Raw genomic sequence first — 25,944 nt, 5'->3', positions numbered from 1 at the left:
ATTCTGCTGGGATTAGTCGGGTTAGTCGAGTTTGGCGGGCGGCGGCTCTTGCAGCGGTTTTTGCTCGCCGCTGACGGGCGCGATGGTTTTGCTGTCGTCTTCGACCGGCACCAGTTTGTACTCCTGGCCGTGGAGGTTCTTCAGGTAAACCTCCATCTGCCGGAACGAGATGTTGATGTGCTGCTTCTTGAACTCGCGGTTGATGAAGCGGTTGACCTCGTCGATCACCGGGTTGCGGTCACCGAGGTCGCGCACGTGCATGCGCAGTTCGTGGTCGAGGGTGCTTTCGCCGAAGTTGAGGAAGTACACATGCGGCTCGGGTTCCTTCAGCACGCGCGGGTTTTCCCGGGCGGCCTTGAGCAGCAGTTCCTTGACCAGATCCAGATCGGAACCGTAATCCACGCCGAGTTTCAGCGTCACCCGGGTGATGGTGTCGGTCAGCGACCAGTTGATCAGTTGCCCGGTGATGAACGTCTTGTTCGGGACAATGATGTCCTTGCGGTCGAAGTCGGTGATGGTCGTGGCGCGGATGCGGATCTTGCTCACCGTGCCCGACAGGTTGCCGATGGTGATGGTGTCGCCGATCCGCACCGGGCGTTCGAACAGGATCATGATGCCGGAGATGAAGTTCGCGAAGATCTCCTGCATACCGAAACCGAGACCGACCGACAGCGCCGCCACCAACCATTGCAACTTGTCCCAGCTAACCCCGAGGGTCGACAGGGTCGAGACGAAACCGACCCCGGCGATCACATACGACAGCAGCGTCGTGGTTGCGTAGGCACTGCCCTGGGCCAGATTGAGTTTCGACAGCACGAACACTTCCAGCAGACCCGGCAAGTTGCGTGCAAGCGCAAAGGTGATGCCGATGATGATCAGCGCGCCGAGCATGTCGCCGATGCTGATCGGCACCATGCTCATGTTGGCGCCGGTGCCGCTGGTGTATTCGTAGAGGGTGATGTTGTCGAGGTACGAGAACACCGTGATCAGGTCGGCCCAGACCCAGTACAGCGCGGCGATGAATCCGCCGAGCAGCGCCAGTCGGATCAGGCGCAGGGACTGTTCGTTGACCTTTTCGATGTCCAGGGTCGGTTCTTCGATCACCGCTTCGCCGTCGCCGGCTTCTTTCGCTGCCTGACGTTTGGCCAGGGCCCGCTGGTAGGCGAGACGCCGTGCCGCGACCGCGAGGCCACGGACGAAGGTGGCTTCGATCACCAGCCAGAACATCAGCAGGTACAGGGTGTTGATCAAGCGGTCGCTGAGTTTCAGCGCGGTGTAGTAGTAGCCGAAGCACACCGCGACGAACAGGGCGATCGGCAGAAGGGTGAACATCACACCCACGGCCTTGCGGAACAGCGAGGCGTTTTCGTGGGCCGGGCTGCTGATCAGCAGTCGACTGAGCAGCCACCCCATCAGGGCGTAGCAGGTCAGCACCACCGGCATGCCGATGACGTCATCGGCCAGCGCCGCCGGTTGCAGCTCGGCAACCGCCACCACCGCCACAAGTGCCATCACCACCAGACCGAGGCGACGCACCCAGCCCTGAAGGAATTCGACCTGCGGCTTCTCCCAGCGGAAGTGCAGCTCGGCCACACCGCCCGGCGCGAGGATCCGGTAAGCGGTGTAGAACACCAGCCACGCCTGGCCCATTTGCAGCAGGGCCGCACCCATGTTGGCGTTCTGGCCCCGGGCGTCGATCTGTAGCGCCAGCCCGCACAACGCCAGGCCCAGCGCCACCGGCATCGCCAGCAGGATGTTGATCAGAATTGCCTGCGGGGTGTGCCACTGGCTGTCACGTTTGAAGTGACCGATATCCTGGTGGACCTTGTTCAGTCGCGAATACAGCTGTTTGCGGCGCCACAGCAGCGCGCCGATCAGCAGCGCCAGCGGCAGGAACAGCAGCGGGCGCTGAGTGAGGCCGTCGGTCAGTTCGCTCAGGCTCGAGGCCAGCGGCAGGGTGTCGATCTGGCGTTTCAGGCGTTCCGGCACGCCGCGAATCCACTCGTTGTCAAGCGGCTTGTTGCTGGGGATCCAGAACATCTGTTCGTCGAGGGTCGCGCGCAGGCTTTGCGCGGTGCTCAGCAGTTGCTTCTGGTTCAGTTGCAGGGTGATCGACTCGTTGAGCATCGCGCTCAGTTCGCGACTCAGCCGCTCCAGCAGATCGACGCGGGTGTTGGCCAGCTCCAGCAGGCTCTTGCGCAGCTGTGGCGTGACTTGCTCCGGCGGTTGGGTGGACAGCAGGTTGTCGACGTAAGTCGCCGGATTGCTCAACTGTTCGCGCTGTTGGTTGATTTCGAACTGGTACAGGCGAATGTCGGCGATCTGATCCGCCAGGTCGCGGTCGACCTTGAGGCGCGGCAGCGCCTGTTTCTGTTTATAGAGAATCTTCGACAGCAGCAGGCTGCCCTTGAGCACGTTGATCTGCTCGTCGAGGGCCGAATCGCTCTGGGTCACGCTGTCCAGCTGCTGCTTGGTCTGCAGGTTCTGCTGGGTGAGCTCGTTGAGGCGGTCGGTGCTTTTGAGCAGGTAGTCGGAGAGCTTGAGGTTGGCCGCGCTTTCAGTGGCGAGCAGGGTGCTGCTGCCCGACTTCTGAGCCTCGATCGACTGCTGCGTCACGGTTTCCTGAGACAGGGTCAGACGTTTCTGGTTGATCAGGGTTTGCAGTTCCTGGATCTCATGGTCCAGGCGGTCGGACTTTTCCGTGAGCAGGTCATGCTGGCTGTTGCCCAGATCCTGCAACTGGTTGTTGCCGGCCAGTTCCTGACGGCGCAGCGGGATCAGTGCATTGAGCGCCGACAGCTCGGCGTTGAGCAGGTCGCGTTGCTCGGCGCTCAGGGTCTTGCCGCTGTCCTTGCCGGTCTTGAGGATGTTGTTGATCTGCTGGATGCGCGTCTGGCTGCTGGCGATTTCTGCCTGGGCGCGCTCCGGGCGAGTTTGCGCAGTGATGATCAGGCTGTTGGCGTCGGCCAGGGCTTTTTGCAGATCGCTTTGCTGGGTCGAGCGCTCGGTGAGTATCTGCTCCAGCTGCTGGATGTTCTCTTTGGTGAAGCGCTGCGCCACTGGCACCACAGGGGTGGCCTTGAGTCGCGTCAGTTCGCGCGCGTTCTCGATGGTCTGCTTCGGCGCGGTGGCCAACTGCTGCTTGAGGTCGCTCAGCTTCTGCTCGTAGTCACGCCGGTTGTTGAGCTGGTTCAGCGTGTTTTGCAGGAGCGTTTGCAGGGCCTTTTTGTCGGCCTCGGGCAGTTTGCTGTCGGTGAGCTTGTCCAGGTTGGCCTGCACGGCGTCGCTGGATGGCGGTTCTGCGGCGTGCAGCGGGCCGACAGTAAGACTCAGGCCCAGCAGGGCCGCGAGGAAAAAGGAGCGCAGGGTAGGCATAGAGACCGGTCAAGCAAGTGAGAGTGGAGGCAGTTTAGAGGAAGAGCCCGGGGCCCGGGCGACTTCCTTCGGGGAATCTGACGCCCACTTTGGCGATCTTGTTCCCGTCCATGACCGCAACCGTCCAGTGGGTGTTGTTCCATTCCACCTGGTCGCCCACGATCGGTGCACCGCCGACTTTCTGGGCAATGAAGTGGCCCAGGGTCATGTCCGGATCGATGCCTTCGGCCGGCAGGCCGTACAGGGCCGCAACCGCTTTGAGCTGGGCGTCTCCTTCGAGTACGAAGTCGCCGAAGAAACGCAGATCGAGGCCCCGTTGCGGTGCCTGGCTGAACAGTTTTCCGAGGGCCGGCAAGTTGTGTTCATGGCCGATAACGCACAGCAAATCATCGACTTCCAGCACCGTACTACCCGACGGATGGAGCAGTTGCTGGCCGCGAAACAGGGCGGCGATACGGGTGCCTTCGGGCATTTTCAGCTCGCGCAGGGGCGAACCGATGCACCATTTCTCCGCGCCGAGCTTGTAAACGAACAGCTCCCACTCGCTGGTGATGTGCACTTCCAGGGCCGAACGGGAGATCGGCGCAGGCTCCGGCGGCACCGTCACCTTGAGCAGTCTGGCCACCCACGGCAGGCTCGTGCCCTGCACCAGCAGCGACACCAGCACGATGAAGAACGCGAGGTTGAAGTACAGCTGCGCATTCGGCAGCCCGGCCATCAGCGGGAACACCGCCAGAATGATCGGTACCGCGCCGCGCAGGCCGACCCAGGAAATGAACGCCTTTTCGCGACCATGGAACGCCTTGAACGGCAGCAACCCGACCACCACAGACAGGGGCCGTGCGAACAGAATCATCCACAGCGCCAGGCCCAGAGCAGGCAGGGCGATCGGCAGCAAGTCGTGCGGAGTAACCAGCAAGCCCAGCACCAGGAACATGCCGATCTGCGCCAGCCACGCCATGCCGTCGAGCATGTGCAGGATGCCGTGGCGGCTGCGCACCGGACGGTTGCCGATCACCAGGCCGCACAGGTAAACGGCGAGGAAGCCGCTGCCGTGCAGGGCGTTGGTCAGGGCGAACACCACCAGACCGCCGGCGATTACCAGGATCGGATAGAGGCCGGTGGCGAGGTTGATCCGGTTGACCAGTTGCAGCATCAGCCAGCCGCCGCCGAGGCCGATCACGCCACCGATGCCGAACTCGCGGATCAGGTGGGTCAACAGGCTCCAGTGCAGGCCGGTCTGGCCGCTGGCGAGCATGTCGATCAGGGTCACGGTGAGGAACACCGCCATCGGGTCGTTGCTGCCGGATTCGATTTCCAGGCTGGCGGTCACCCGTTCGTTCAGGCCCTTGCCGCCGAGCAGCGAGAACACCGCTGCGGCGTCCGTCGAGCCGACGATGGCGCCGATCAGCAGGCCTTGAATCAGGTTCAGGTCGAACAGCCACGCAGCGGCCATGCCGGTGAGGCCGGTTGTTATAAGGACGCCGACCGTGGCCAGCGACAAGGCCGGCCACAAGGCCACGCGGAAACTGGACACCCGGGTTCGCAAGCCGCCGTCGAGGAGGATCACCGCCAGTGCGAGGTTGCCGACCAGATAGGCCGTCGGGTAGTTATCGAAAATGATGCCGCCGCCATCGACCCCGGCAGTCATGCCGACTGCGAGGATAATCACCAGAATCGGGATGCCGAGACGCGACGAAAGGGAACTGACAAGAATGCTCGCACCTACCAGCAACGCGCCGATCAAGAACAGGCTGTTGATGGTCGTCGCATTCAAAGGCAGTACTCCAGAAGCGGAAAGACGGGCACAAACTGACCATGCAGTCTGCGTGCCAGCGATTCTAACCTGTTGAAATGTGATGCTGTCAAAAAGGTTTTTGCGCGGAGTGCAAGATCGTTCCCACGGGCGTGGGAACGATCAGTCATGCGGAAGGTTACAGGCTGAACCGCCCAACCATATTGTTCAGATCCAGCGCCAGGCGCGACAGCTCGTTGCTCGCCGCACTGGTCTGATTCGCGCCGGTCGCCGATTGCACCGACAGATCGCGGATGTTGACCAGGTTGCGATCCACTTCACGTGCAACCTGTGCCTGTTCTTCGGCAGCGCTGGCGATTACCAGGTTGCGCTCGTTGATTTCGACGATGGCCGTGTTGATGGTGTCCAGCGACAGACCAGCGCCACGGGCGATGTTCAGGGTCGATTCGGCGCGCTCGGTGCTGTTGCGCATCGAATCCACGGCGTGCTCGGTGCCGCTCTGGATGCTGCCGATCATGCGCTCGATTTCGCTGGTCGACTGCTGGGTGCGGTGCGCGAGGGCACGGACTTCGTCCGCCACCACGGCAAAACCGCGACCGGCTTCACCGGCACGGGCCGCTTCGATGGCAGCGTTCAGTGCCAGCAGGTTGGTCTGGTCAGCCAGGCCGCGGATCACGTCCAGCACCTTGCCGATGTCACGGGATTCGTTGGCCAGATCACCGATCAGGGTCGCGGTGCTCTGCACGTCGGCGCTCATGCGTTCGATGGCGCTGACGGTTTCCTGCACCAGGTCACGGCCGTCGCCGGCGGAGGTGGTGGCGTTCTTCGAGGCTTCCGAGGTGCTGACCGCGTTGCGTGCGACTTCTTCCACGGCGCTGGTCATCTCGTTGACCGCCGTGGCGGCCTGCTCGATTTCGTTGTTCTGTTGGGTCAGGCCACGGGCGCTTTCGTCGGTGACACTGTTCAGCTCTTCGGCGGCGGACGCCAGTTGGGTGGCCGAGCCGGAGATTCGCTGCAGCGTGTCGCGCAGCTTCGACTGCATCTTGGCCATGGCCGCCAGCAGGCGACCGGCTTCGTCGGTGCCGTCAACGTGGATCGGCTGGGTCAGGTTGCCTTCGGCGATGGTTTCCGCCGCATCCAGCGCTTTGGAAATCGGCTTGGTGATACTCAGGGTCAGCAGCCAGGCGAAGAGGAAGGTCAGGCCGGTCGCGATCACCAGCAGCGTCACCACCAGGCTGAAAGCCGAAGAAAACTGCTCGGCGGCTTGCTGGTTGGTGGTGCTGATCTGCTCGCCGTTGATTTGCATCAGACGGTTGAGCACCGAGTTCATCGCTTCGGAGTTGTCGAGCAACTGGGTGTTCAGCAGGTTGCGCAGCTCATCCACCTGATTGTTGCGCGACAGGGTTTTCATCCGGTCTTCGATCTGGCGGTATTGACCCAGCAACTGCACGTATTGATCGTAGGCCGCACGTTCGGCCGGGCTGCCGATCAACGGCTCGTAATCAGTCTGGGCCTTGCGGATCTGCTGGTTGCGCATCTCCAGCAGTTCGATGGTTTTCTGCTGGATGTCCGGCTCGCGGTTCACCAGCAAACGGTACGACAGCACCCGCAGACGCAGGGTCAGCTGAGTGAACTCGTCGAGGTTCTTGATGCTCGGCACGCTGGTGGTGGTGATGTTTTCGGCGGCGCCGCGGATCTTGCTCATCTGGTTCAGGGCGAACACACCGAGAATGAGCATCAGGCCGCCGATCAGGGCGAAACCGGTGAACGCCCGGGGGGCGATATTCATATTGCGAAGGGACATGGGGCGTATACCAGGAAGGGCCGCATCCATGCGGGCTGAGACTGCTGTTGGATGACTTATCGGTCATACGACTAAAGTCTTGAGCCGGTGCGCGTATTTGTCGCACTGAAGGCCGGGCGACGAAGTGCAGGAACCAGATCGGCAGATCACAGTCTCTAACACTCGCAGGAACGGTCGGCCACCAGGAAAATCAAGGCCTTGCGCCGGTTTAACCCTGGCATCCACGACGACTTTTCTTTATCGTACGCGCCCTTTGAAAATGCCCTGGAAGATCAAAATGTTGGAAGCATCCCTCAGCCAATTGGAACAGCTCGTCAGCGACCTGGTGCAACAGAACCAGACCCTCTCGGAAACCAACCAGACCCTGTCCACGGAACTGGCCCAGGCCAAGGATGAAAACGAAAGCCTGCAACTGAGCCTGATGGAACAGGAAGAAAAGCACGGCGCCACCGCCGCACGCATCCAGGCCCTGGTTGATCGCGTCAACGCAGGTCCTGTCAGCGCATGAACCACGGCACAGCAGGGGTAAAAGTCGTCTCCATCATGGGGGAGGACTATTCGATCAAGGCACCGGCCGGGGAAGAACAGACCCTGCTGGACGCCGCATTGATGCTCAAGGCCGCACTGGCCGACACCAAACGCAAATACCCGACGCTGATCGGCGACCGCCTGCTGGTGCTGGCGGCGATGAATCTGTGCTCGCAGCAGATTGAAATGAAGAAGCAGCACCAGCAGGAACTCGAGCGTTACCAAGAGCAAGTCAGCGCCACGGTCGAGACCATCGCCAAGACCATCAATCAGGGTTGATGGGGTTGCGCACAACCAAGGAATAAGATTGTCGATTGCGTTGTATACAATCGGCACGGCTGTTGCAGTGTTTCAGCCTCTTATTCTTTGGGGGTGCTCCATGCAGTTCTGGCGTCGCAGTATTCAATGGCAGTTGATCCTCGGCATGGGCACCGCCCTGCTGGTCAGCATCCTGATCGTGGTTGGCATTTATACCCTGGTGGTCAACCGCCTCGCCCAGAGCTATCTGGTCGAGCAGGCGTTGCCGTCGAGCATCGAAGCGACGCGCAACGACATCGAGCGAATCCTCGTTCAACCCCTCACCGCCGCCAAAGACATCGCCAGCAACACCATGGTCCGCGACTGGCTGGCCACAGGTGAAGACTCCGCCAAAACGGCAGGCTTCGCGCAATATCTGGAAGGCATCCGCGCCGAACACAAGGCGTTTACCGCGCTGATCATCGGCACCGAATCCAATCACTACATCACCGAAAAAGGCCTGGATCGCACCCTCAGCCGCGCCAAACCGGCCGATGCGTGGTTCTACTCATTCCTGGACAGCAATCAGCCCCGAACCCTGAACATCGACAACGACGGGGCCACCGGAGAGTTGGCGCTGTTCATCGACCTGAAGGTCGAGCAGGCCGGCAAAGTGGTCGGCGTTGCGGGGCTCGGGCTGAGCATGAAAGAGCTGTCGGAGCTGATCCACAACTTCAGCTTCGGTGAACGCGGGAAGGTCTATCTCGTGCGTTCCGACGGTTTGATCCAGGTCCATCCCGAAGCGCAGTTCAGCGGCAAGCGCACCTTGAGCGAGCAGATCGGCGGATCAGCGGCACAAGCGGTCATGGGCCATAAAGTAGCGACCAACAGCAGCTTCCAGCGTGACGGCGAAGACTTCCTCGCCTTCAGCCTGCCTTTGCGTGACCTTGGCTGGACCCTGGTGGCCGAAGTGCCACAGTCGCAGATCTACGCCGAAGCCCGACGGGCGATGTGGATGAGCAGCGGCATCGGTCTGGCGGTGGCGCTGGTTTGCCTGGCGCTGGTGATCTGGCTGGCTCAGGGATTGGTGCGACCGATTCGTCAGGTAACAGCTGCGCTGGTAGCAATCGGTAGCGGTGGTGGAGATTTGACCCATCGGTTAGATTCCAGCCGCGCCGATGAGCTGGGCGACCTCGCTCGGGGCTTCAACCGTTTCCTCGACAGCCAACGCGGGATGATCGGCGAAGTGCTGACCACCAGCGAACGTCTGCGCGTTGCCGTCGGCCAAGTGGCCAAGGTTGTGGATAACACCGCCGAGCGATCCGGTCGTCAGCAGGAAATGACTGACATGGTCGCCACCGCCGTCCATGAAATGGGCCTGACCGTGCAGGAAATCGCCCAGAACGCCGGCAACGCCGCGCTCGCCTCGCAAACCGCTCGCGATGAAGCGATGCAGGCGCGCGAAGTGGTCGGCGGCTCGATTCGCCATATAGAAAGCATGTCTGATGAAATCGGCGTCGCGGCCGGTGCGGTGGGTGAGCTGGCGCATCAGGTGGCGTCGATCGATCAAGTGCTGGCGGTGATTCGCGGGGTGTCGGAGCAGACCAATCTGTTGGCGCTCAACGCTGCCATCGAGGCGGCGCGGGCCGGGGACATGGGGCGTGGTTTTGCGGTGGTGGCCGATGAAGTGCGCACCTTGGCGCGCCGCACTCAGGCATCCACTGACGAAATCCAGCAGATGATCGGCAGCCTCAAACAGGGGGCGGAGAATGCCGTGTCTTCAATGCGTACGGGACAGGCGGCAACCGGCACCGGCGTAGAGTCGAGCCAGCGTACGGGTGCGTCTTTGACTGCGATTACCGGGCAGGTCGAGCGCATCAGCGACATGAACCATCAGGTGGCGACGGCGACTGAGGAGCAGTCGGCGGTGACCGAGGAGATCAACCGCAACGTGCAGGGGATTTCCGATCTGGCGCGGGCGACGGCGGGGGAGGTTCGGGCTTGTCGTGAGGATTGTCAGATGCTGCAGCGGCTGGCGGATGATCTGGCGCGGCAGATGGGTGGCTTCAAACTTACCTGATTAGTTGATCGTTCCCACGCAACGCGTGGGAACGATCATCAACGTGTCAGAACCACGCGTCCTGCATTGCAAGGCACGTATCATCCCGAGCCTCCAGCAACGCCAGCTCATGATGGCAACCCGGCACTTCCCACGTCAGGAAATACCGCGCCGCCTGCAACTTGCCCTTATAGAAGTCGGCATCCGCCGCATTCCCCTTGGCCAAACCTTCCTCCGCCCGAATCGCCTGCTCCAGCCAGCGCCAGCCAATCACCGTGTGCCCGAACACTTTCAGGTACAGCGCCGAATTCGCCAGGCTGCTGTTGACCTTGCCCTGGGCCAGATCCGTCAGCAGGCCGATGGTCACGCTCTGCAGGCGTGCGACCAGTTTCTCCAGCGGCTCACGCAATGCGGTCAACGATTCGTACGCCACCGCGCGTTCGGCCGTGTCGGCAATCAGGCGGATCAGTTGCTTGAGCCCGGCGCCACCGTTCTGCGCCAGTTTGCGTCCCAGCAAGTCCAGCGACTGAATGCCGTGGGTGCCTTCGTGTATCGGGTTCAAGCGGTTGTCGCGGTAATACTGCTCCACCGGGTATTCGCGGGTGTAACCGTGGCCGCCGAGAATCTGGATCGCCAGTTCGTTGGCCTTGAGGCAGAACTCCGATGGCCAGGATTTGACGATCGGCGTCAGCAAGTCCAGCAGCTCATGCGCCTGTTTGCGCTCGGCTTCGGTTTCCAGCGTGGTGGTGTCATCAAACAGCCGTGCCGCGTACAGGCCGAGATCGAACGCACCTTCGACGTAGGATTTCTGCGTCAGCAGCATGCGTCTGACGTCCGCGTGCTGAATGATCGCCACCGGCGCCGTCGTCGGGTCCTTGCTGTCCGGCACTCGGCCCTGCGGACGTTCGCGAGCGTATTCCAGCGAGTACAAATAGCCGGCGTAACCGAGCATCACCGCGCCCATGCCGACGCCGATTCGCGCCTCGTTCATCATCTGGAACATGTAGCTCAAACCGTGATGCGGCTTGCCCACCAGATAGCCAACGCACTCGCCGTTATCGCCGAAGTTCAGCGCGGTCGAGGTCGTTCCGCGCCAGCCCATCTTGTGGAACAGCCCGGCCAGCAGCACGTCGTTGCGTTTGCCGAGACTGCCGTCATCGTTGACCAGGAACTTGGGCACGATGAACAGCGAAATCCCCTTCACCCCGGCCGGCGCGTCCGGCAATTTGGCCAGCACCATGTGCACGATGTTTTCCGAAAGCGGGTGATCGCCGCCGGAGATGAAGATCTTGTTGCCCTTCAGGCGATAAGTGCCGTCGGACGCTGGTTCGGCGCGGGTACGAATATCCGACAGCGACGAACCGGCATGGGGTTCGGTCAGGGCCATGGTGCCGAAGAAGCGGCCGTCGATCATCGGTTGCAGGAACCGTTGCTTCTGTTCTTCGGTGCCGAAGCTTTCGATCAGGTTGGCCGCACCCATGGTCAGGAACGGGTACGAGGTCGACGCCGCGTTGGCCGACTGAAAGTGAGCGAAGCAGGCCTGGGACAGCAGTGTAGGAAGTTGCATGCCGCCGGCGTCGAAACTGCGCGCCGCATTGAGGAATCCGGCTTCGAGGAAGGCATCCACCGCCGGTTTCACTTCGGGAATCAGAATCGCCTGACCGTTCTCGTAGCGCGGCTCGTTCTCGTCGCCCTTGCGGTTGTGCGGTGCGAAGTACTTCTCGGCGATGTTGCGCGCCGTGCCGATGGCGGCATCGAAGGTTTCGCGGTTGTGTTCGGCAAACCGCTCGCGCCGGGTCAGGCCCTCGGCATCGAGGACTTCGTACAGCTCGAAAGCCAGATTGCGGGAACTGAGCAGCGTCTCGGACATGGCGGCCTACCTTTTTTGGAATGGACCGAGTCTAGGCGTGCGAATAAAGGCTGAACAGGAAGATTGATAACGGTGATGGAGAGGCCAAAAAAATGGGCGCCGGTGAGGGCGCCCATTTTTTATGTTGCTGACAGAGTCGGCGATTAACCGATAGTCATCAGGCTGGCGTTGCCGCCCGCCGCTGCGGTGTTGACGCTCAACGCGCGCTCGATCACCAGGCGCTCCAGCGCAATGTTGGTCTCGCCCTGGGACAGGCCCTGAACCCCGACGATGGCGCCGGCACGCTTGGCGATCTGCTGGCAGACCGCGCGCAACTGGTCGGAGTGGCCGTGATGCAGAACCGCATCGAATACCACGTCGTCCTTGTTCCAGTCGGAAACCAGTTTGATCCGCGCCTGAATCTCCTTCGGCAGGCGTGCGAACAATGCCTTGCTGGTGTCGGATTCCGGCCAGACCGCCGAACCGCCCACTGCCAGTACTGCCGCGAGTTGGGTCAGCAGATCACCTTCGATGTCCGCCAGGCACAGCACGTGCTCGCGCGGCAGGATCGCGTAGCTGTTCTTCTCGCCGGTCGGGCCGGCCAGTACGCGGGTGATACCGCTTTGCGACTGGGCTGCGTATTGCACGCACAGAGTGCTCAGGTCGGCGAACTTGTTGCTGTCGGCCCAGGCTTTCAGGGCGACCAGCGGTTTGCTCAGGGCGTCGCGCAGACGAACGTCCGGTGCCACGGCCGCATCGCCGCGAGCGAAGGATTGTTCGATGGCATCGGTAGGACGCGTCGACAGCAGACGGTACAGGTACAGCGGGCCACCGGCCTTCGGACCGGTACCCGACAGGCCTTCGCCGCCGAACGGCTGGACGCCGACCACGGCACCCACGATGTTGCGGTTGACGTAGACGTTACCGGCGTTGACGTTGTCGATCACCTTGGCGATGGTCTCGTCGATGCGGGTGTGCACGCCGAGGGTCAGGCCGTAACCGGACGCATTGATCTGGGCGATCAACTGGTCGATCTCTTTACGCTTGTAGCGCACCACGTGCAGCACCGGGCCGAAGATCTCGCGTTGCAGCTCGTCGAAGCTTTCCAGCTCGATCAGGGTCGGCATGACGAAGGTGCCGCGTTTGACTTCCTCGGCATCGGCGATGGCCACCTGGTACACGTTGCGACCTTTGTCGCGCATGCCCTGGATGTGCTTCTCGATGCCGGCCTTGGCTTCGGCGTCGATCACCGGGCCGATGTCCACGGACAGGCGCTCCGGGTTGCCGAGACGGCTTTCAGCCATCGCGCCCTTGAGCATTTCGATGACGCGATCAGCGGAATCTTCCTGCAAGCACAGGACGCGCAGGGCGGAGCAACGCTGACCAGCGCTGTCGAAGGCCGACGAAACTACGTCGATCACCACTTGTTCGGTCAGTGCCGAAGAGTCGACGATCATCGCGTTCTGGCCGCCGGTTTCGGCGATCAGCGGAATCGGACGGCCCTGGTTGTCGAGGCGACCGGCGATGTTGCGTTGCAGCAGACGCGCGACTTCGGTGGAGCCGGTGAACATCACGCCTTTGACGCGCTCGTCACCCACCAGACCGGCGCCGACGGTTTCACCGCGCCCCGGCAGCAGTTGCAGCACGCCTTCCGGGATCCCGGCTTCGAGCAGCAGGCGCACGGCTTGTGCGGCGACCAGCGGGGTCTGTTCGGCTGGTTTGGCCAGTACCGGGTTGCCGGCGGCCAGTGCGGCGGCGACCTGGCCGCTGAAGATGGCCAGCGGGAAGTTCCACGGGCTGATGCAGACCACCGGGCCCAGTGGGCGGTGGGCGTCGTTGCTGAAATCGTTGCGGGCCTGCACTGCGTAATAACGCAGGAAGTCGACGGCTTCGCGGACTTCGGCGATGGCGTTGGCGAAGGTCTTGCCGGCTTCGCGAGCCAGCAGGCCCATCAGCGGCTGAATCTCGCCTTCCATCAAGTCGGCGGCGCGTTCCAGAATCGCGGCGCGTTCGGCCGGCGGGGTGGCCTGCCAGATCGGTGCAGCGTTCAGGGCGCATTGAATGGCGTTGTCGACGTCTTCGACAGTGGCTTCCTGCACGTGGCCGACCACGTCACGCAGATCGGACGGGTTCAGGACTGGTGCCGGCGCTTCGTTGCTGGAGGCGCAACCGAGCATCGGTGCGGCTTTCCAGTGGTTGTGCGCGGTCGCCAGCAGGGCGCAGGACAGCGATGCCAGACGATGTTCGTTGGCCATGTCGATGCCGCTGGAGTTGGCGCGCTCGGAACCATAAAGGTCACGCGGCAGCGGAATGCGTGGGTGCGGCAGGCCGAAACCACCTTCCACGGTTGCCATCTGCTCGATGCTGGCCACCGGATCGGCCACCAGTTCCTGGATCGAAATCGACTGGTCGGCGATGCGGTTGACGAACGAGGTGTTGGCGCCGTTTTCCAGCAGGCGACGTACGAGGTACGCCAGCAGGGTTTCGTGGGTGCCGACCGGAGCGTACACACGGCACGGACGGTTCAGCTTGCCTTCGGAGACTTTGCCTACAACCTGCTCGTAGAGCGGTTCGCCCATGCCGTGCAGGCACTGGAATTCGTACTGGCCCAGGTAATAGTTCTGACCGGCAATGTGATAAATCGCCGACAGGGTGTGGGCGTTGTGCGTGGCGAACTGCGGGTAGATGACTTCCGGCACCGACAGCAGTTTGCGGGCGCAAGCGATGTAGGAAACGTCGGTGTACACCTTGCGGGTGTAGACCGGATAGCCTTCCAGGCCTTCGACCTGGGCGCGCTTGATTTCGCTGTCCCAGTACGCGCCTTTCACCAGACGGATCATCAGGCGATGACGGCTGCGGCGAGCCAGGTCGATCACGTAGTCGATCACATACGGGCAACGCTTCTGGTAGGCCTGGATCACGAAGCCGATGCCGTTCCAGCCCGTCAGTTGCGGCTCGAAGCACAGGCGCTCGAGCAGATCCAGCGACAGCTCCAGGCGGTCGGCTTCTTCGGCGTCGATGTTCAGGCCGATGTCGTATTGCTTGGCCAGCAGGGTCAGCGACAGCAGGCGCGGATACAGCTCATCCATCACGCGCTCGTACTGGGCGCGGCTGTAACGCGGGTGCAGGGCCGACAGTTTGATCGAGATGCCCGGGCCTTCATAAATCCCACGGCCGTGAGAGGCTTTGCCGATCGAGTGAATAGCTTGTTCGTACGAGGCCAGGTACTTCTGGGCGTCGTGTTCGGTCAGCGCTGCTTCACCAAGCATGTCGTAGGAATAGCGGAAACCCTTGGCTTCGAACTTGCTCGCGTTGGCCAGGGCTTCGGCGATGGTTTCGCCGGTCACGAACTGCTCGCCCATCAGGCGCATGGCCATGTCGACGCCCTTGCGGATCATCGGCTCGCCGCTCTTGCCGATGATGCGGCTCAGGGACGAAGTCAGGCCGGCTTCATTGTGGGTCGACACCAGTTTGCCGGTCAGCAGCAGACCCCAGGTCGCCGCGTTGACGAACAGCGACGGGCTGTTGCCCAGATGCGGCTGCCAGTTGCCGGTGCTGATCTTGTCGCGGATCAGTGCATCGCGAGTGCCTTTGTCCGGGATACGCAGCAGCGCTTCGGCCAGGCACATCAGCGCCACGCCTTCCTGGGACGACAGGGAAAATTCCTGCAGCAGACCCTGAACAATGCCTGCACGACCGCCGGCACTCTTCTGGTTACGCAGTTTTTCCGCGATGGAGGCGGCGAGCTTGTTGGTGGCTTCGGCCATCGGCGCCGGCAGGCGAGCCTGCTCGATCAGCATCGGTACCACTTCCGGCTCAGGGCGACGGTAAGCGGCGGTGATCGAGGCGCGCAGCACCGATTGCGGCAGGATGCTTTCGGCAAATTCGAGGAAGCATTGGTGAGCGTGATCGGTATGGACTTCGCCTGCCTCATCGGCGTCCTTGGCGGTCAAACCGTTCAGCTCGGTCAGGGTTGCACCACCCTCGAGTTTTTCCAGGTAATTGAAAATTGCCTGCTTGATCAGCCAGTGCGGTGTGCGATCAATCGAGGTTGCGGCGGCCTTCAGGCGCTCGCGGGTCGGGTCATCGAGTTTGACCCCAAGGGTGGTGGTAGCCATATTTTTATCCTCATAGGTGCCGCAGTTGCGCGACAACAGCTGGCGGCAAGATTAGCCGTGAGCTTGCAGAGGTGCAACCGGGTGCAACCCTTTTTTTGTCGGAATATTCGGCAACTTGTCAGGAATAAATTTCAGCTTCGCGATGACCGCTCTAGATAGGTGCTTTCAAGGCAGATGGAGGGGTGTTACTGCGCCGGAACAGTGCAAAATAGGCGGTTTGCAGTCGAAAAAACGACGTAGGTGCAACTAATTCTCAAGAAACTGGTTGCACCTGTTTTGCTTTGTTGCATAGGATTCGCGCCCAAGGTGCAACCGGGGAACCCGGTGTACCGGCCAATGGCTTTCCTGGGGAAACATTGGTCATAAATGCGCGGCCGTGCGAATCGTCTGTCAGACGTCAGTCTGCAAACGGTGCAACCGCCGCCGCTACATAAAAACAAAGCCAGGGCACGTACGTAATGAGCGCAAGCAATCCAACCCTGATCACGTTCGTGATCTACATCGCAGCAATGGTGCTGATCGGCTTCATGGCCTATCGCTCCACCAACAACCTTTCCGACTACATTCTGGGCGGCCGCAGCCTGGGCAGCGTGGTGACCGCATTGTCCGCCGGCGCTTCCGACATGAGCGGCTGGTTGCTGATGGGCCTGCCGGGCGCCATCTACATGTCCGGCCTGTCCGAAAGCTGGATCGCCATCGGCCTGATCGTCGGTGCCTACCTGAACTGGCTGTTCGTCGCCGGTCGTCTGCGTGTTCAAACCGAACACAACGGTGATGCGCTGACCCTGCCGGACTACTTCGCCAGCCGTTTCGAAGACAAAAGCGGCCTGCTGCGGATCATTTCGGCGGTGGTGATTCTGGTGTTCTTCACCATCTACTGCGCTTCCGGCATTGTTGCCGGCGCCCGTCTCTTCGAAAGCACCTTCGGCATGTCCTACGAGACCGCGCTGTGGGCCGGTGCTGCGGCGACGATTGCCTACACCTTCGTCGGTGGTTTCCTCGCGGTCAGCTGGACCGACACCGTGCAAGCCACCCTGATGATCTTCGCGCTGATCCTGACGCCGATCATCGTGCTGCTGGCCACCGGCGGCGTCGACACCACGTTCCTGGCCATCGAAGCCAACGATCCTGGCAACTTCGACATGCTCAAAGGCACCACTTTCATCGGCATCATCTCGCTGATGGGCTGGGGCCTGGGTTACTTCGGTCAGCCGCACATCCTGGCGCGCTTCATGGCCGCTGACTCGGTGAAATCCATCGCCAACGCCCGCCGCATCTCCATGACCTGGATGATCCTGTGCCTGGGCGGCACCGTGGCTGTGGGCTTCTTCGGTATCGCTTACTTCTCGGCCAACCCGGACGTGGCAATGCCCGTGAGCGAGAACCACGAGCGTGTGTTCATCGAACTGGCGAAAATCCTCTTCAACCCGTGGATTGCCGGTGTCTTGCTGTCGGCCATTCTGGCGGCGGTGATGAGCACCCTGAGCTGCCAGTTGCTGGTGTGCTCCAGCGCCCTGACCGAAGACTTCTACAAGACCTTCCTGCGTAAATCCGCCTCGCAAGTCGAGCTGGTATGGGTCGGCCGCGCCATGGTGTTGCTGGTTGCACTGATCGCTATCGCGATGGCCGCCAACCCGGAAAACCGCGTGCTGGGCCTGGTGTCCTACGCCTGGGCCGGTTTCGGCGCAGCGTTCGGTCCAGTCGTACTGATCTCGGTAATCTGGAAGAAAATGACCCGCGACGGCGCACTGGCCGGCATCCTGGTCGGCGCGATCACCGTGATCGTGTGGAAGCATTTCGAAGTGCTGGGCCTGTACGAAATCATCCCGGGCTTCATCTTCGCCAGCCTGGCGATCTACTTCGTCAGCCTGCTGGGCCAGCCGAGCACCGGCATGGTTCAGCGCTTTGAAGCGGCCGAGAAGGATTTCCATCTGAACAAGTGATGGGAATGAGCTGAGGCTCACAAGAAAACGGCCCGTTTCCTACCAGGAAACGGGCCGTTTTTTATTGCCTGCGATTTATCTGAAGGAAAAGTCTGTAGTCGAATACGCCGATTATTGAAGGGGAGATCGAAATTTGAAGTAGGGAAAGTCTGATTTTCCGGTCACTCAACCTGCACCCCTTGCCCCTCATGCAGAATCGCCCGCCCTCAATCTGCAGAGAGACATCGGATGTTCGCGCCTGCCAATCAACCGCGTTTCACGTTGACCGTCGAAGGCGCCCAGTTTGACCTCAAAGTCCTTGAGTTCACGGGCAAGGAAGCCATCAGCCAACCCTTTCGTTTCGACCTGGAGCTGGTCAGCGAACGGCCGGACCTGGACCTTGAAAGCCTGCTGCACTGTCAGGCGTTTCTGAGTTTTGATGAAGACGGTTCCGGTATTCACGGTCAGATCTATCGGGTCGGGCAGGGCGATTCCGGCAAGCGTCTGACCCGCTATCACGTCAGTCTTGTTCCGCGCCTGGCTTATCTCGGCCATCGGATCAATCAGCGAATCTTCCAGCATCAAAGCGTGCCGCAGATCGTGACGCAGATCCTCAAGGATCACGCGATCCTGCGCGATGCCTTCGAATTTCGCCTCGGCAGCGATTACCCGCCTCGTGAGTATTGCGTGCAGTACGCCGAGAGTGATCTGGCGTTCATTCAGCGCCTGTGTGCCGAAGTCGGCATTCATTTCCACTTTCAGCACAGTCCTGACGGGCATTTGTTGGTGTTCGGCGACGATCAAACGGTGTTCCCGCGTCTGGCCGAACCGACGCTGTACCTCCCGGGCAGCGGCATGGCTGCGGCGGCCCCGGCGATCAAGCGTTTCACGGTACGTGTTGAAACCCGCACCAGCGTAGTCACCCGGCGTGATTACGACTTCACCAAACCCCGGCTGGCGCTGCAAAGTCGCGCCGAAAGCGAACAGCGCCCGGTGCTGGAGGATTATCACTTTCCCGGCCAGTTCACCGAGCGCGAAACCGGCAAGCAACTGGCCCAGCGCACCCTTGAGCGACATGTCGCCGACTACCGTCAGGCTGAGGGTCGCAGCGATCAATCTGCCTTGGTCAGCGGACATTTCCTGCAACTGACCGAGCATCCACGCCAGGACTTGAATGACCTCTGGCTGCTGACTGCCGTCGAGCACCATGGCCGACAGCCGCAAGTGCTGGAGGAATCGGTCACCAGCAATGGCGATGAATTCCAGGGTTACCGTAATACCTTTCTCGCCACACCGTGGGACGTGTTCTTCCGTCCACCGATGGGCCCGGAAAAGCCACGGATGCTTGGTTATCAACCGGCCGTGGTTACCGGCCCGAAAGACAGTGAAATCCATTGCGACGAGTACGGCCGGGTCAAGGTGCAACTGGCCTGGGATCGCGACGGCGAACTCAACGAGCATTCCAGTTGCTGGCTGCGGGTCGCCAGTGGTTGGGCTCATGACCGCTATGGCAGCGTGCTGATTCCACGGGTCGGCATGGAAGTGCTGGTGGGGTTCATCGATTCGGATGCCGACAAACCATTGGTCATGGGTTGCCTGCCGAACGCGGCGACGCCGGTGCCGCTGGATCTGCCGGCCGACAAGACCCGCAGCATTTTCCGCAGCCAGAGTAGTCCGGGCGGCGGCGGTTACAACGAATTGCGTATAGAGGATCGCAAAGGCGCCGAGGAAATCTACCTGCGCGCCCAGCGAAACTGGACGCAGCATGTGTTGAATGATCAACAGGTGCAGGTGGATAACCAGCGTAGCGTCGTTGTCACTGGCCTCGCAAAACACGAGCTGAAAGCCGATGAACAGCGCATCACCCACGGTCAGCGTCAGACCGAGGTGAAGAAGGACGACCATCTCACGGTGAGCGGCGATCGGCACATCCGCGTGAGCAATCAGGCGATCAATGCCAGTGCTCAATTCCACGTCAGCGCCGGCCAGCAAGTGGTGATCGACGGCGGGGCGAGCGCAACGATTCAGGCGGGCGGGCAGTGGATCAACATCGGCCCCGGCGGGATCTTCAGCAGTGTGCCGATTGTGGTGGGCGGTGCGCCGATGGCGGCGATGAGTGCAGCACCAACAGTGCCGGGGTTGCCGGAAAAACTGGTGGCGGCACCGGCGGCGATTCTGACTGCCGCGCAAATCATGAGCCTTAAGGGAGATGCGCCGTTCTGCGAAGAATGCGAGCGCTGTAAGGAGGGAGTCTGTGCAGCCTGATCAATGGTTGAAGGGAGATCCGCTGAAACCATCGGAGCAGTTGTTCGCGATTTTCAGCAGCGCCAGTGCGGTGGGTCCGCTGAAAGCCTGGCCTTCGAATGCGCAGATGCCGAAACCGGTCTGGACGGAAACGATCTATGCCGAGTGGGATGCGGTGATGCCCTATGTGGGAATCGTCGACGCAGGCTGTGAGTTTCTGGATTGGGTGGCGACCACGGAGTCTCGGGACTGGGGCTGGCTGGCAGTGTCCTCGGCGGGGCTTGAGGCGGTGGTCGAGCATTTTCGCAGTTTGACTCAGGTACTGATGCCGGACGGGAAAGCGGTGTTCTTTCGGTTTTGGGATGGGCGGTATTTGTTGCCGATCCTTGAGTCGCCCGAGGTGGAGGCCGGGCAACTTCTACCGGTCCTCTCGCGAGGGTTGGTCAACGGTCAGGCCGTCGAGATCGGGGGCAGGGGACAGGCCTCGGGGCGGGAATTTCCTTGGTGGTCGGTGCCGGAAAAACTGCTGACGCAATTCGGTGGTGATGCCCGGATCAACAATGCCTTGCAGTGGTTGAGCGAGGAACATCCGGCATTGTTCGAGGCATTCCCCGCCGATGTCCTGCGCTGCAAGGTTGTCAGGTTTTTTGCGGTTTCGGCGTCGGACGAATCTTCGGATTCGGCGTTGCTGGACTACTTATGGGACGAGTCAGAGTGAAATTTCCGGGCAATGGCTTCGGACGTTTCCCGCGAGTTGTGGCGGTTTGCGTGAACTGGTGGGGGCGGTGGTGCGGGGATAGTCTTTTGGCTGTCACTGCGAGAGTAGTGACAGGGTGTAGGAACCCTTGGAAAACTCACCGTGCATTAGCTCTGTTCTTTGATTGCGGCACTTTAACGTGCCCATGAAATTGTTCGCGGCGGCTGTGCGCGGGAACGCTTCGGCGTGGCTGAGTTTGGTGGGTTCCTCAGTTTCCTACTCTCGCGTACAGCTGCCACCCAAACCTGTAGGAAGGTCGTTGGCAGCCTCACTTAACCTGCCGAGGTGCAAAAAATATGTCGACGTTAAAACCCGATCCACCCTACGAACCCTTCATCCCTCACCCCAACAACCGCCTCATGGCGCTGACCAGCAACTGCAACGACATGCCCACCCTGTTCATCGACACCCACGCCCCGCTCGACATCCTGATGGACGCCGCCAACTACCGCATCCGCGCGGTAATCCAGGTTCTGGAAAACATGTGCATGCGCGGCTCGGTCGAGTGCGACTCGGTCATCCTCAGCGACTTCGCCCAGCTCTGCGTGATTCCGCTGCGTGACGGCTGCGATGTGTTGGATGTGATTGGCAAGCGCCTACGCGCCATACCGTCCTGACTCGATCGTTCCCACGCTCTGCGTGGGAACAAACGCCCACTCAGCCCCCAACCCCTGACTTGCCGCCCGGTAAAAGGTAAACTTCACGGCCCTCGCAGGAGCAGCCATGAATTATCGTCACGCCTTCCATGCCGGCAATCACGCCGATGTGTTCAAACACCTGACCTTGACCCGCCTCATCGCCCTGATGTCGCGCAAGGAGCAGCCGTTTGCCTATCTCGACAGCCACGCCGGCATCGGTCTGTATGACCTGCAGGGCGATCAGGCCAACCGTACCGGCGAGTACCTGGAAGGCATCGCGCGCTTGTGGGACCAGCCGGATCTGCCGGCGCTGACCGCCGATTACATGAAAGTGCTGCACGAGATGAACCCGGACGGCCAGTTGCGCTATTACCCGGGTTCGCCGGAGCTGGCGCGGCGTCTGACCCGGCCGCAGGATCGGGTGATGCTCAATGAGAAGCACCCCGAAGACGGCGTCCTGCTCAAGGACAACATGGCCGGCGATCGTCGGGTCAAAGTGCATCTGGGCGAGGGCTGGCATGTCGCCCGCGCGATGTTGCCGGTGCAGGAGAAACGCGCGGTGATGCTGATTGATCCGCCGTTCGAACAGCTCGATGAAATGCAGCGCTGTGCGGCGTCGATGAAAGAAGCCATTGGCCGGATGCGCCAAACCGTGGCGGCCATCTGGTATCCGGTGAAGGATCAGCGCGCATTGCGTCGTTTCTATCAGGATCTGGCCGGCACCGGTGCGCCGAAGTTGCTGCGGGTCGAACTGCTGGTGCATCCGCTGGATACGCCGAACAGTCTGAACGGCTCTGGCCTGGCGATTGCCAATCCGCCGTGGGGGCTGGAGGAAGAATTGCGTGAGCTGCTGCCGTGGCTGTCCAAGAAACTGGGCCAGACCCAGGGTGGGTGGCAGATGGATTGGTTGATCGCCGAGAGCTGATCAACCGTCAATCGCTCCCACGTAAAGCGTGGGAGCGATCAGGGCGGGCTTAGTTACCTGCCAGGCTCGGTGGCATGCACACACCGGTACCGCCAATCCCGCAGTAGCCTTCCGGGTTTTTCGCCAGATACTGCTGGTGGTAAGTCTCGGCGAAGTAAACGGTCGGCGCCTGTTCAATCTCGGTGCTGATTTCACCCAGACCTGCCTTCGACAGCTCAGCCTGATAAACGGCTTTGCTCTTCAACGCCGCATCCAGTTGCTCCGGATGAGTTGCGTAGATCACCGAACGGTACTGGGTGCCGATGTCATTGCCCTGACGCATGCCCTGCGTCGGGTTGTGCAGTTCCCAGAACATTGCCAGCAGCTCTTCGTAGCTGACTTTGTCTTTGTCGAAAACGACCAACACCACTTCCGAATGACCGGTCAGGCCCGAGCAGACTTCTTCGTAGGTCGGGTTCGGCGTGAAGCCGCCGGCGTAACCGACCACGGTGCTGACCACGCCTTCTCGCTGCCAGAAGCGGCGTTCCGCACCCCAGAAACAGCCCAGTCCGAAAATCGCGAAATCGACGTCCTGAAAGAACGGGCCAAGCAGCGGCGTGTCTTTGAAGACGAAATGGTTTTCAGGCAGGGTCATCGCGGTTTCGCGACCAGGCAGAGCTTGTTCTTTAGTCGGTAGCACGTTTTTGTTCACCAGAATTTCCGAGCGCAGAACCATGATCGTTCCTCTCAGTCAGGATGGGATGTCAATTACACAGACCACCAGTGTGCCCAATGATGCCCAGTTAATCACTAGTCAAAATGTGCGGGTACTGCGGTTGTGGTTTACAGCGGGAGAGGGCCGCGCGGGTAGCGCTTGAGCGCCTGGATCAGCTCGGCGCCCGGAATCGGCCGGTCGAACAGGTAGCCCTGGCCGACGTCGCAGCGGTGCCGGCGCAGGAACGCCAGCTGCTCGGCGGTCTCGATGCCTTCGGCCACGACCTTGAGTTTGAGGTTGTGGGCCATGGCGATCACGGCGGAGGTGATTTCCATGTCGTCCTGGTTGTCCGGGATTTCGTGGATGAAGCTGCGATCGATCTTGATGATGTCGATCGGGAATTTTTTCAGGTAGCTGAGCGACGAGTAACCGGTGCCGAAGTCGTCCATGGCCAGGGTCAGGCCCAGGCGCTTGAGCTGGTCGAGCTGCAAGTGGGTGTCTTCGGTGGCTTCCAGCAGCAGGCCTTCGGTCAGCTCCAGCTCCAGCAGATTGGCCGGCAGCGCTTCTTCCTTGAGGATGTTGGCGATGGAAGCCACCAGATCCGGGTCGGAAAACTGTTTGGGCGACAGGTTGATCGCCACTTGCAGGTTGCCCATGCCCGCAGCGGTCAGCGCTTTGCTCATGCGGCAGGCCTGGCGGGCGATCCACTTGCCGATCGGAATGATCAGGCCGGTTTCCTCGGCCACGCTGATGAACTGGTCCGGGCGGATCATGCCGCGTTCCGGGTGGTTCCAGCGCAGCAGCGCTTCCATGCCCAGCAACCGGCCGCTGCGCAGGCACAGCTTCGGCTGGTAGAACACGTCCAGTTCGTTCTGGGTCAGGGCGCGGCGCAGGTTGTTCTCGACGAACAGTTTGTAGCTGGCCTCGGCGTTCAGCGCTTCGGTGAACACCTGCACCTGATGTTTGCCGTTGGCCTTGGCCTTGTGCAGGGCGAGGCCGGCGTTGCGCATCAGGGTCTGCGGGTCGCGGCCGTGCAGCGGCGCGCAGGCCAGGCCCACGGAACCGGTGACGCTGATCAACTGGTTGTCGACGAACATCGGCTTGTCGAGGGTCAGCAGCAACTGGCTGGCGATCTGTTGGCCGGCCTCAAGGTCGGTGTTGTCGAGCAACACCGCGAATTCGTTACTGGCGAACCGCGCCAGACTACCGCTCGGGCTCAGGCTGTTGCGCAGACGCCGGGCCAGGCTGATCAACAGTTTGTCGCCGGTCTGGTGGCCGAGGCTGTCGTTGATCCGCTTGAAATTGTCGATGTCCACCAGCAGCAGGCTGATCGGGGTATCGCTGTCTCGGGCAAAGCGCTCATCCAGATTGCGGATAAATGCAGGGCGGTTGCCGAGGTTGGTCAGGTTGTCGGTGTAGGCCAGACGCTCGATGCGCTGCTGCGCCAGTTTGGTCTGGGTGATGTCTTCGTAGATGCCGATGTAGTGCGTCAGCTCACGGTTGTCGCCGTAGACCTTGGAAATCGACAACTGGCCCCAGTAGGGTTCGAGGTTCTTGCGGCGGCTTTTGAATTCGCCCTGCCAGCTGTTGCTCTTGGCCAGCGCCGAGGGCGCGTCGAACAACAGCTCGCTGAGGTTTTCCAGGGCCGGCAGCTCCGAGAGGCGCTGGCCGTGGACTTCCTCGGTGGTGTACTGGGTGATCGCGGTGAAGCTCGGGTTGACGTACTCGACCACGCCGTCGCAGTTGACCAACAAGAAGGCATTGGCGCTTTGCTCGACCGCGCGCTGGAACAGGTGCAAGGCACTGGTGGCGGTGCGTCGGTTGTGGTTGTTGATGACTTGGGCGAACTGATCGGCCAGCTCGCCGGCAAAGGCGATTTCGTCGGACTGCCAGGCGCGTGTCACGCCGGTCTGCTCCAGGCACAGTACGCCGACCACCTGGCCGTCGACGCGGATGCTGGCGTCGAGCATGGCGTTGACGTCACGCGGGCGCAGGGCTTCGGCCATCTCCCGGGTACGCGGGTCGCGCATCGCGTTGTGCGCGTCGATGGCGCGGCTGCCGTGCAGGGCGTCCATGTAGTCGGGAAAGCCGCTGACGTCGATCACCTCCGGCAGGATGTATTCCTGGGTGGCGCGGTGATAGGCGGAAATCGGTACCAGCTTCTGGCCTTCGAGGTTCCACAGGCTGGCGCAGTCGATTTCATAGATATCGCAGGCGCAGCGGGTAATCAGCTCGGCGGCTTCTTGCAGGGAGTTCTGGCTGCTGTAGCGTTGGCGGGCCAGCAACAGGATCAGGTCCTGCTGGGCGCGCACCCGCTCCAGATGCTGCAGTTGTTCCTGCTGGGCACGCTGATTGAGCTCAAGGGCGATTTGCAGGCGCGAGTTCTGGGTTTCCAGGTCGACGGACGGCAATGCTGGCGCTTCGTCGAACACGTCATCGACTGCCAGCAGGTAACCGCGCAGCAAGTGGCGGTTGTGCTGTTTGTAGGCTTCACCGAGTTCGAGAATACTCAGCGCCCCGGCGGCGGTGTGCAGGGTATAGCGCACCAGATAATGCGGGCTGTCGCGCAGTTGTTGCTGGATCGCATCGTGCAACTGATAGCGCGCTTCGGGCTCCATCAGGCTGGCGTAGGGTGAACCGACCAAAGCGCAGAGTTCGACGGCAGGCTGGCCGAACTGGCGTTCGCAGTTGGGATCGAGAAACAGCATCGCCCAGCTGGCTTCATTCAGGCGCTCGAAACGCAGCATGCCGAGCCGCGAGGGCACAGGCAACTGCGTCACTACCTCGGCCACCATACGGCTGGCGGCATCGGGTTGGCTCTTCATGAAGGGAACTCGCTTGGAAATTTGCTGAACGCGCCGGGCTCTCGCCCTCTTTACTGTTGCCTGCGGCAAGGTTGCATCATTGCGGCACCGACTGACAAGAGACATGAAGGCCAAGTGCTATAAGAATATGTCGGCTGCGCTGAACATTTCTCCAGCGGGCGCTGGAAAGTAATGCAGCGGCGCGCTGAGAGCGCCGTTCCAGAGCCTTCTGGC

General features: G+C 61.3%; 14 protein-coding genes and 2 pseudogenes. 8 read left to right on the top strand and 8 right to left on the bottom strand.

Going from position 1 to position 25,944, the window contains the following annotated elements:
- Positions 1 to 21 precede the first annotated feature (21 nt).
- From mscK to AC1RMX_RS07925, 4 genes and pseudogenes are all read right to left on the bottom strand, one after another.
- Positions 22 to 3,375 (bottom strand): mechanosensitive channel MscK, encoded by a 3,354-nt coding sequence (gene mscK, locus AC1RMX_RS07940; protein WP_096819887.1) that lies wholly within the window; start codon positions 3,373 to 3,375, stop codon positions 22 to 24.
- Positions 3,376 to 3,409: 34 nt separating this feature from the next.
- Complete coding sequence (locus tag AC1RMX_RS07935; protein ID WP_096819886.1) at positions 3,410 to 5,152, bottom strand: potassium/proton antiporter; 1,743 nt, start codon at positions 5,150 to 5,152, stop codon at positions 3,410 to 3,412.
- 157 nt (positions 5,153 to 5,309) lie between these two features.
- Positions 5,310 to 5,909 (bottom strand): annotated as a pseudogene (locus AC1RMX_RS07930) (methyl-accepting chemotaxis protein); the annotation flags it as partial.
- Between the two features lie 303 nt (positions 5,910 to 6,212).
- A pseudogene (locus AC1RMX_RS07925) lies at positions 6,213 to 6,869 on the bottom strand (MCP four helix bundle domain-containing protein); the annotation flags it as partial.
- Positions 6,870 to 7,212: 343 nt separating this feature from the next.
- On the opposite strand from AC1RMX_RS07925, the gene AC1RMX_RS07920 reads away from it, so the two are divergent.
- The 3 genes from AC1RMX_RS07920 to AC1RMX_RS07910 all read left to right on the top strand — a co-directional run bounded on the left by AC1RMX_RS07920 (position 7,213) and on the right by AC1RMX_RS07910 (position 9,780).
- Positions 7,213 to 7,443, top strand: coding sequence for a hypothetical protein (locus AC1RMX_RS07920; protein ID WP_007952320.1), 231 nt, complete (start codon positions 7,213 to 7,215; stop codon positions 7,441 to 7,443).
- Complete coding sequence (locus AC1RMX_RS07915; protein WP_096819884.1) at positions 7,440 to 7,742, top strand: cell division protein ZapA; 303 nt, start codon at positions 7,440 to 7,442, stop codon at positions 7,740 to 7,742. Before AC1RMX_RS07920 ends, AC1RMX_RS07915 begins: the two co-directional genes overlap by 4 nt.
- A gap of 100 nt (positions 7,743 to 7,842) precedes the next feature.
- Positions 7,843 to 9,780: a methyl-accepting chemotaxis protein gene (locus AC1RMX_RS07910; protein WP_096819883.1), complete on the top strand. Its 1,938-nt coding sequence runs from the start codon at positions 7,843 to 7,845 to the stop codon at positions 9,778 to 9,780.
- A 46-nt stretch (positions 9,781 to 9,826) separates the two neighbouring features.
- Here AC1RMX_RS07910 and AC1RMX_RS07905 read toward each other — a convergent pair whose 3' ends face one another.
- Both AC1RMX_RS07905 and putA read right to left on the bottom strand, forming a co-directional pair.
- Positions 9,827 to 11,629: an acyl-CoA dehydrogenase gene (locus tag AC1RMX_RS07905; protein ID WP_096819882.1), complete on the bottom strand. Its 1,803-nt coding sequence runs from the start codon at positions 11,627 to 11,629 to the stop codon at positions 9,827 to 9,829.
- A gap of 143 nt (positions 11,630 to 11,772) precedes the next feature.
- A complete protein-coding gene (gene putA / locus AC1RMX_RS07900) occupies positions 11,773 to 15,726 on the bottom strand; it encodes a trifunctional transcriptional regulator/proline dehydrogenase/L-glutamate gamma-semialdehyde dehydrogenase (RefSeq protein WP_493071375.1) in 3,954 nt (1,317 codons plus the stop codon).
- A 458-nt stretch (positions 15,727 to 16,184) separates the two neighbouring features.
- Between putA and putP the strand changes: the two genes are divergently transcribed.
- The 5 genes from putP to AC1RMX_RS07875 all read left to right on the top strand — a co-directional run bounded on the left by putP (position 16,185) and on the right by AC1RMX_RS07875 (position 22,212).
- Complete coding sequence (gene putP, locus AC1RMX_RS07895) at positions 16,185 to 17,669, top strand: sodium/proline symporter PutP (protein ID WP_102620174.1); 1,485 nt, start codon at positions 16,185 to 16,187, stop codon at positions 17,667 to 17,669.
- A 228-nt stretch (positions 17,670 to 17,897) separates the two neighbouring features.
- Positions 17,898 to 19,913 carry a type VI secretion system Vgr family protein gene (locus AC1RMX_RS07890; protein WP_493071372.1) on the top strand — a complete coding sequence of 672 codons (2,016 nt, stop codon included), beginning with the start codon at positions 17,898 to 17,900 and terminating at the stop codon, positions 19,911 to 19,913.
- Complete coding sequence (locus AC1RMX_RS07885; RefSeq protein ID WP_493071370.1) at positions 19,903 to 20,610, top strand: DUF4123 domain-containing protein; 708 nt, start codon at positions 19,903 to 19,905, stop codon at positions 20,608 to 20,610. Before AC1RMX_RS07890 ends, AC1RMX_RS07885 begins: the two co-directional genes overlap by 11 nt.
- Positions 20,611 to 20,945: 335 nt before the next feature.
- On the top strand, positions 20,946 to 21,266 hold the full coding sequence (locus tag AC1RMX_RS07880; protein ID WP_096819877.1) for a hypothetical protein: 321 nt from the start codon (positions 20,946 to 20,948) through the stop codon (positions 21,264 to 21,266).
- A 106-nt stretch (positions 21,267 to 21,372) separates the two neighbouring features.
- Positions 21,373 to 22,212: a 23S rRNA (adenine(2030)-N(6))-methyltransferase RlmJ gene (locus tag AC1RMX_RS07875; RefSeq protein WP_007952304.1), complete on the top strand. Its 840-nt coding sequence runs from the start codon at positions 21,373 to 21,375 to the stop codon at positions 22,210 to 22,212.
- 49 nt (positions 22,213 to 22,261) lie between these two features.
- On the opposite strand, the gene msrA is transcribed toward AC1RMX_RS07875, so the two are convergent.
- Both msrA and AC1RMX_RS07865 read right to left on the bottom strand, forming a co-directional pair.
- Positions 22,262 to 22,927, bottom strand: a complete 666-nt coding sequence (gene msrA / locus AC1RMX_RS07870; protein WP_102620170.1) for a peptide-methionine (S)-S-oxide reductase MsrA — start codon at positions 22,925 to 22,927, stop codon at positions 22,262 to 22,264.
- 107 nt (positions 22,928 to 23,034) lie between these two features.
- Complete coding sequence (locus AC1RMX_RS07865) at positions 23,035 to 25,731, bottom strand: putative bifunctional diguanylate cyclase/phosphodiesterase (RefSeq protein ID WP_493071368.1); 2,697 nt, start codon at positions 25,729 to 25,731, stop codon at positions 23,035 to 23,037.
- Positions 25,732 to 25,944 lie beyond the last annotated feature (213 nt).

Source organism: Pseudomonas sp. GW822-FHT03F04, from assembly GCF_058801405.1.
Note: the sequence above shows the minus strand (reverse complement) of the source record. Positions and strands in the feature narration are given on the sequence as shown.